The following is a 7,384-nucleotide window of genomic DNA, read 5'->3' as shown; positions in this document are numbered from 1 at the left end:
CGTATATTCAAACTCATTCAGGCTGGGTCTATACCGCCTTTATTATTGATGTGTTTTCACGAGCAATTGTTGGATGGAAAGTATCTACACGGATGAATACAGATATGGTGCTCGATGCATTGGAGCAAGCATTGCATGATCGCGGCATGCCAAAGAATGTGATTCATCATTCCGACAGAGGTGTGCAATATCTTTCCATTCGCTATACCAATCGTTTAGAAGCAGCAAATTTACGAGCATCAGTCGGTACGACTGGTGATTCATACGATAATGCTTTGGCTGAAACGGTGAATGGCTTATACAAAACAGAGGTAATTGAATATCTAAAAGCAGATTGGCAAGGTTTAGCAGATGTACAACTTGCGACACTAAACTGGGTAGATTGGTTCAATAAAAAGCGTGTACACAGTGCACTGGGTTATGTATCGCCTTTTGAGTTTGAAGCAATGTACTATGATAAGATTAACCCGTTAGGTCAGGTGGCCTAACTTAAATAAAAAAGTCTCCGACAAACCCGGTACGGTTCACAGATTCATGCAATCACCATTGGTCTGGAAAAAATTACATCTGAACTTTTTAAAAAAGTCTACGAAGAACAATTACAGCCAGTCCACGATATTTTGGATGCACTCCGCTCAGGCAACCCCACACGTATTGCACGGTATTCTGACTTAACTATCCCTCAAGTTCAAATTGAGGAATATGTTGAACAACACCGTTTAAAAGCTGCATTAAAAACGGAAATACAGCGTAAAGATCTAGGACCACATTATTCCACACTTATAGGTATGCTAACGGCCTTAGGTCACCCCGCTGCTACAATAGATCTGCATGTCACTTCTGCATTAAAAAAATATCCAAACGAGAACTTACAGGTACTACTCCAGCATATTTTGGAAGTATTAGACGGCTCTGTAGCAAAAGATAAATTGGACCAGCCTCAGACCACAACTTCGGTAAGAAAACCAAGAACATCACGCAAAGTCATGAAAGCAGAAGAATGGAAGAGCACTGAAGCCAATGACTTACGGAATTTTTTCAGTCAAGCACAAGAAAAGGAAGTAGATGTTTATGAGCTATTAAAATCATCTCACTATTTGTTTGATCCCACCTCTCCTGTGTTGCATTAAACAAAAAATAGAGAGTAAGTGTATTATGATTTCAAATTTTCCAATACCATATCCAGATGAGTTAATTTACAGTGTGATTGCACGTTATGCTATTCACAATGGAATTTTAAGTCCCAAATACCTTACTGAAGAATTATTCAATAATAGAAATTTGACGCCAACTTACGATTTACCATCTCATATAGGAAAATTGGCTAGTTATTTACCCGATTGCTATGATGCACTCTATTTAATCAACCACCACACCTTATTACCAATTTATCAACCATTTCAACCTGATACAGTGATGCGTTATGCTGTACATGTATTACAGGGTGAACAGTATCAATCATTACATACCAAGTTGGGAAAAAATGCGTCGCGAATCAAATCTGTGAATTTTTTTCGGTTCTGTCCGCATTGTTGGCAAGAACAGATGGAACAATATGGTGAAGTGTATTGGAAACGTAGCTGGCAGATTACAGGATATGAATATTGCATAAAGCATGAATCTGCCCTTTTTGTCAGCTCTGTTCCTTGCAATGGGCTAGACCGAAGATTTTATAATGCTCATTTAAATGTCCTTATTGACTCCTCACAACTTTTTATTAATTCACAAGACTTAAAGCGTCATCTAGAGTTAGCAAAAATAATCGAGGATCTACTTATTCAATCTAGCCATAATGCAGTACAAGATGTTTCGATTTTATCAAATGCCTACTTCAATCTATTGAAAGACAGAGACTTACTGTCAGGTCAAAAAAATATCAATTACGAAAAAGTCCGTCAGCTTGTTGTCGATTATTGGGGCGAAAGTTTTCTTCAATATTATCAATTAGGTGATCTGAGCTCTGAGAACTGCTGGCTCAAGAATATCTGTAGAAAACATCGTAAAGCATTTTCTTATCTTGAGCATCTCATCGTATTAAAGGCACTTGTTCCCGAACAAAGTCCTATTTATACATACCAACAGTATTTGGATCTAGCGACAGTAGGTATAGAGGAACAAGCCATTCCTGTCACTGTAAAACACAAAACTTACCAAGTCCTGTCAGATGATCAACTGAAATGGATACAATTGATTCAGGATATGTCAGTCAAACTAGCTCGTAAACATGATGGTGCACTGTACGCACGTTTATATCGCAATCATAAAGATTGGCTGTTACAAATCAATCAAACCGCTATCATGACACCACTCTCTCTACCCAAACCACGTGTCGATTGGAGTATTCGGGATCGTCAGTTTATGAAACAATTGATTAAAATACGTGATGAATTATTAGAAGACTTAGACTCCCCACAATGGACCAAAAAGTTTTTAATTAAACAACTTGGGCATGTCAGCCTAATTGAAAAAAACTGGCATTTTCTGCCGTTGACCAAAGCATTTTTGGAGCGCTACGCTGAGTCGGTGGATTGTTATCAAATACGTCGTCTGACACGAACATATATTCGTCAACAAACTGAGAATAAATACTATCCACCGAGTGTTTTTTTACGTGTATCAGGATTAAGTGAGCAGCGATTAACGCCAGAAGCACGTCGATTTTTTAATAATATTTGGGAAGAAATAAAAAATGAGTGATTGTTCAACCGACTTTTTACCAAAAGAGATGATTTACTATACTGCGACAAAAATTAGTCGACGCGGTCAAACTCGGTTTGATATTGATACTCATTTGTTTAACCCTATTATTAACCGTCCTATTCAACTTAAATTACCGATTGAGAGTGTTCTTCTATACCGCTATAGAACCCAAATTGATGCCTCTCCTACAAAATTATTCACTCACACACTTGAACATGTAAATTTCACAACATTTAGAACTATTATTTTACCGGAGGGTGAGGATCAAAAAATACATGAAGGCCGGATATGTTTTGAATTTAATTACTACTCAACAGTTTTAAAGAAAAATATTACTATTCAAATACCTAAGCTTATCTTGGCCCGCGATTTATTTTTCTCTCATCCTTATTTAATTCGGGCGGCACTTTTTGCAGAAAATTATTCAACCGATGTTTTAGTGGATAGAAATGATGAAAAGGCTATTCATATTAATATAGCAAAAAACAAAAAAATTATGAACGCAGATGTCTCTGATCCTCATTTTTTGAAGAAGCTCGCTTTAATTTTATTACAGCCTGATTTAAATAAAGCCTTCCTTAGTATTTATCAGAAAACAATTATTGATCAAAAAGGCGCTAAAAGTTTTAATTTTGACATGGAAGTGCCTGATCTTAAAAATATTGATCTAACAGTAGATGGAATTTATGATAAAGAAACAGGTATTTACAGAATTGAGCGCATTACATCTTTCAAAAATCTTGATACAGCTATCAACCGTCCTATTCAATTTCATTTCACTTCAAAAAAAATCATACAACAGGTCAAAAATGCTCAAGGGCAAGGTTCAAACAAACCAAAACCAGCGAGTCAACCTAAAGAGAAATTGAATAAAAATGCTGAGGCAGATATCGATAAACTACTGGCCAAGCTAAGAAACCTACCTGGAGAAATTTATACAATTGAAGAATTAAAAATTTCTTTAGAGACACCTCCTGCTAAAACTGTAGTACGTAAAAGACGAAAGCAAATGGATAAAGATCAAAATCAAGAAGAAGGATTTGCTGGTGGAGAAGGAGATATAGAGGGTACAGTGTCTGGATTTACAACAGAATCAGAAATTCAACTAGAGCGAGTCACTTATAAAGACTTGATTAAACTATTGGAGCAAATTGAAGAAAAGGGATATAAAACCAAAGAAATCAAGAACTCACCTTTTAAAATATATAAACGTTTCAGAGGCCATAAGTTTGCAAACAATCAATTACGCTACTTTTATGTCTATAAAATTTTTAACATAGAAAATAACCATCAATTTTATTTGTGTGAAATTGATACTTCAGATGGTAAAAAAAATATCTCCACCTTATTACTCCCATATGAAGAAAAAACTCAACGATTAATTGAGACAGATTTGGATATATTAAACAATTCGATACTGTCTCAATCACTCAGTTGGCCTAAAAAGTTTCTATCTGAGATAAGAGGTATTACTGCCTTTACTACAATTAATCATCCTTCTAAACAGAAACAACTAGAAGATGTAAATTATTACGCTGACTGGGCTCAACGAATCTTAGCAAAGGTAAAATCAATATAAAGGTTAAACAGTATCTTGGCATATAGGAGCGATTTTCCTTCTATAATCATACCTTCCTTACTTCGCAGGAATTATTTCGAGAATTTAGATGACACAACTTACTTGTTTTAAAGCCTATGACATTCGCGGCAAACTTGGTACAGAACTCAATGAAGAGATTGCTTATAAAATTGGCCGTGCCTATGGGCAAATTTATCAACCTAAAACAGTGGTTGTGGGCTGCGACATCCGTCTCAGCAGTGAAGATTTAAAACAAGCCACCATCAAAGGTCTGAATGATGCGGGTGTTGATGTATTAGATTTAGGTATGACGGGGACTGAAGAAGTCTATTTCGGTGCCTTTCATCTAGATGTTCAAGGTGGGATCGAAATCACGGCAAGCCACAACCCGATGGACTATAACGGCATGAAATTGGTCCGCGAAAATGCACGTCCGATTGGAGCCGATTCAGGGTTAAAAGAAATTCGCTTATTGGCTGAATCAGGCAACTTTAATGAAGTTATCACTAAAGGCAAAACTGAAAAATACAATATTCTTCCTGAATATATTGATCATTTAATGTCTTATATTGATCCTGCCAAAATTCGCCCACTCAAATTAGTCATGAATGCTGGTAATGGTGCTGCGGGCCATGTGGTCGATGCCATTGAAGTAAAGTTCAAACAACTTAACATTCCTGTTGAATTTGTGAAAATTCACAATGATGCTGATGGTACTTTCCCGAATGGTATTCCCAACCCGATTTTAGTTGAAAACCGTGACAGCACCCGTAATGCGGTGATTGACCATCATGCAGATATGGGTATCGCGTGGGATGGTGACTTTGACCGCTGCTTCTTATTTGATGAAAAAGGTCAATTCATTGAAGGCTATTATATTGTCGGTCTATTGGCACAAGCGTTCTTACTGAAACAAGCTGGTGAGAAAATTGTGCATGACCCTCGTCTGGTTTGGAATACCTTTGATGTGATTGAACAATACCAAGGTGAAGCGATTCAGTCTAAATCAGGGCATTCATACATTAAAGAAAAAATGCGTGAGCACAATGCAGTGTATGGCGGTGAAATGTCAGCACATCATTACTTCCGTGATTTCTCTTATTGTGATAGCGGTATGATTCCTTGGTTATTGGCAATTTCTGTACTCTCAGAAACCCAGCAAACATTGTCTTCACTGGTTGAAGGTATGATTGAAAAGTTCCCTTGTTCGGGTGAAATCAATTTTAAAGTTGCGGATACTCAAGCCACCATTCAAAAGATTTTTGATCACTTTGCCGATCAAAATCCTGCGATTGATGAAACAGATGGTGTCAGCCTAAATTTTGGTGCATGGCGTCTAAATGTACGTGCTTCCAATACTGAACCTTTATTACGTCTCAACATTGAAAGCCGTAAAGACCAAAATCCAAAACCAATGCAAGACTATGTGGATGAATTAACACAGTTGATTCAAGGGTAAATTTTTCTGCATGCTAATAAAACTATTCAACTTATCATATAGGTTGAATGGTTTTATTTTTTAGCTGAATTCCAGATGGGTTCTCTAAAAACTGACAGCGTATTAAAATAATGAGCGATCCAATGGAATTTCGACTCCGATAGACACTCCCGCATCTTGACCATAGACATCAGAATCACTCACCCATCCATTGATTTTCAATGGCGCATTCGGTTTTAAGTAATGTGTCCAAGTAAGATCTAAAGCTTTAATTTCATCTTTTTGAGTAAATGCATGATTATTTATCGAGTTTGATTGATTAACTTTTGCCACCATTACTCGCCCATTTAAGCGATTCATAACATCAAAGCGAATGTCTCCACCGAGACTTAGCATTTGACCATCCCCGCCCATGGCATGCCCTAACGGGAAGCCGTGTTGATAATAGCCATCTTGATAAATATAGTGATTATAGGAAATACCTTGTACGTCTCCATTGGTTCGAGTATCAGCCCATTCTGCATACACCTGCAGAGGTAAATTATTCAATTGTGAAGAATAATCGACACCAGCTAAATACATTTTTTTTGAAGGAAGAAGCCCAGCTTCATCTTCACCTACATATTGCCCATAAAGGCTAATCGGGACACCACTCCAGTGGTTTAAATTAAGGCGTGCATCAAAACCCGCAATTTGATTAGACTTATCTAGATCGCCATCATAAAAGTTGTCATTACCTTTAATTGCATTCCATAATGAGTCAAAACTTTCTGAGCGCCCCTCACCTCCCCATTGAAGAATTCGAGAAGCGCCTAGCTCCAAGTAAGGCAATGGCTGTGCAGTTAGACGCAGCCCTAATAGTTTGGCATCTGGAATCGCACTGTAGTCATCTAATTGACCTGCAAAAGCTTGATATTGCCAAGGTCCAATCCAAGACAACCACTTTGTTTCAAAGGCCTGTTGTTCCGCTCTTTGCATAGTAAAACCATAAACAGGGCGACTCGCATCACCACGGATTAGGCTTCCTTCATGTCCAGGTCCCCAATATGTTGGGATTTGTCCCGCAATCAACCATTGATTCCACAATTTTCCTGCAATATAAGAACCTTCTAAATTGACATCATGTCCATGGTCAATGATTGGATCTTTTTCAGCATTGACTCGCAGTCTTGCATCCCACAGCTTTCCACCTGCATTCAATTCAAGTGCGGCTTGATATTGCGATTTTTGCTCATCTGCAAATTTTTGCGGGATGTTTTGTGGATCTGTTTCAGCAAATAAAGCGAGCTTAATAGAGGTATTTTCTGCTTCTAAATTTGCCATAACCGAATTGACAACTTTCTGCTGAGCATTATTTTCAATTTTGGCAGTAGATAATGCACGCTGAATTTCTTCACCACTCAATGGCCAAGTCGAAGTGCTGATTTGAATCACACCTTGTTGGTTCAGCCAATTTAGATCTGTACGTAGACCATCATTATTCAAAATGATCCCTTGAGCGTAAACCGGCAGAGCTAGAGAAGAAAAAATGGCAAATGATAAAACCCTAAGAGATTGATATTTCATATATTATTTCAGTCAATTTATCTTTCACATATGATAACGATTTTTTTCAAACAAAAGATAAGATCTATCATCATTTTTGCACAATCAATACATGATTCAAT

General features: G+C 37.4%; 6 protein-coding genes. 5 read left to right on the top strand and 1 reads right to left on the bottom strand.

What is annotated here, in order from left to right; genetic code table 11:
- The 5 genes from FTV03_RS09775 to FTV03_RS09755 form a co-directional block, all read left to right on the top strand.
- On the top strand, positions 1-488 hold a 488-nt coding region (locus FTV03_RS09775), incomplete at its 5' end, for an IS3 family transposase (RefSeq protein ID WP_032049021.1).
- A gap of 132 nt (positions 489-620) precedes the next feature.
- Positions 621-1,130: a hypothetical protein gene (locus tag FTV03_RS09770; protein ID WP_257220731.1), complete on the top strand. Its 510-nt coding sequence runs from the start codon at positions 621-623 to the stop codon at positions 1,128-1,130.
- Positions 1,131-1,155: 25 nt separating this feature from the next.
- Complete coding sequence (locus FTV03_RS09765) at positions 1,156-2,697, top strand: TnsD family Tn7-like transposition protein (protein WP_180041275.1); 1,542 nt, start codon at positions 1,156-1,158, stop codon at positions 2,695-2,697.
- Positions 2,690-4,279 (top strand): Tn7-like element transposition protein TnsE, encoded by a 1,590-nt coding sequence (locus FTV03_RS09760; RefSeq protein ID WP_180041273.1) that lies wholly within the window; start codon positions 2,690-2,692, stop codon positions 4,277-4,279. The genes FTV03_RS09765 and FTV03_RS09760 overlap by 8 nt, the downstream gene beginning before the upstream one ends.
- 88 nt (positions 4,280-4,367) lie before the next feature.
- Positions 4,368-5,738, top strand: coding sequence for a phosphomannomutase CpsG (locus FTV03_RS09755; RefSeq protein WP_180041271.1), 1,371 nt, complete (start codon positions 4,368-4,370; stop codon positions 5,736-5,738).
- A gap of 102 nt (positions 5,739-5,840) precedes the next feature.
- Here FTV03_RS09755 and FTV03_RS09750 read toward each other — a convergent pair whose 3' ends face one another.
- A complete protein-coding gene (locus tag FTV03_RS09750; RefSeq protein WP_180041269.1) occupies positions 5,841-7,283 on the bottom strand; it encodes a capsule assembly Wzi family protein in 1,443 nt (480 codons plus the stop codon).
- Between the last annotated feature and the right edge of the window lie 101 nt (positions 7,284-7,384).

Origin of the sequence: Acinetobacter sp. YH12218, assembly GCF_013417925.1 — a bacterium.
GTDB classification, from domain to species: Bacteria; Pseudomonadota; Gammaproteobacteria; order Pseudomonadales; family Moraxellaceae; genus Acinetobacter; species Acinetobacter amyesii.
Note: the sequence above shows the minus strand (reverse complement) of the source record. Positions and strands in the feature narration are given on the sequence as shown.

Coding starts and splice junctions, on each gene's coding strand:
- FTV03_RS09765 (WP_180041275.1), top strand. CDS start 1,156: ATGATTTCAAATTTTCCAATACCATATCCAGATGAGTTAATTTACAGT.
- FTV03_RS09760 (WP_180041273.1), top strand. CDS start 2,690: ATGAGTGATTGTTCAACCGACTTTTTACCAAAAGAGATGATTTACTAT.
- FTV03_RS09755 (WP_180041271.1), top strand. CDS start 4,368: ATGACACAACTTACTTGTTTTAAAGCCTATGACATTCGCGGCAAACTT.
- FTV03_RS09750 (WP_180041269.1), bottom strand. CDS start 7,283: ATGAAATATCAATCTCTTAGGGTTTTATCATTTGCCATTTTTTCTTCT.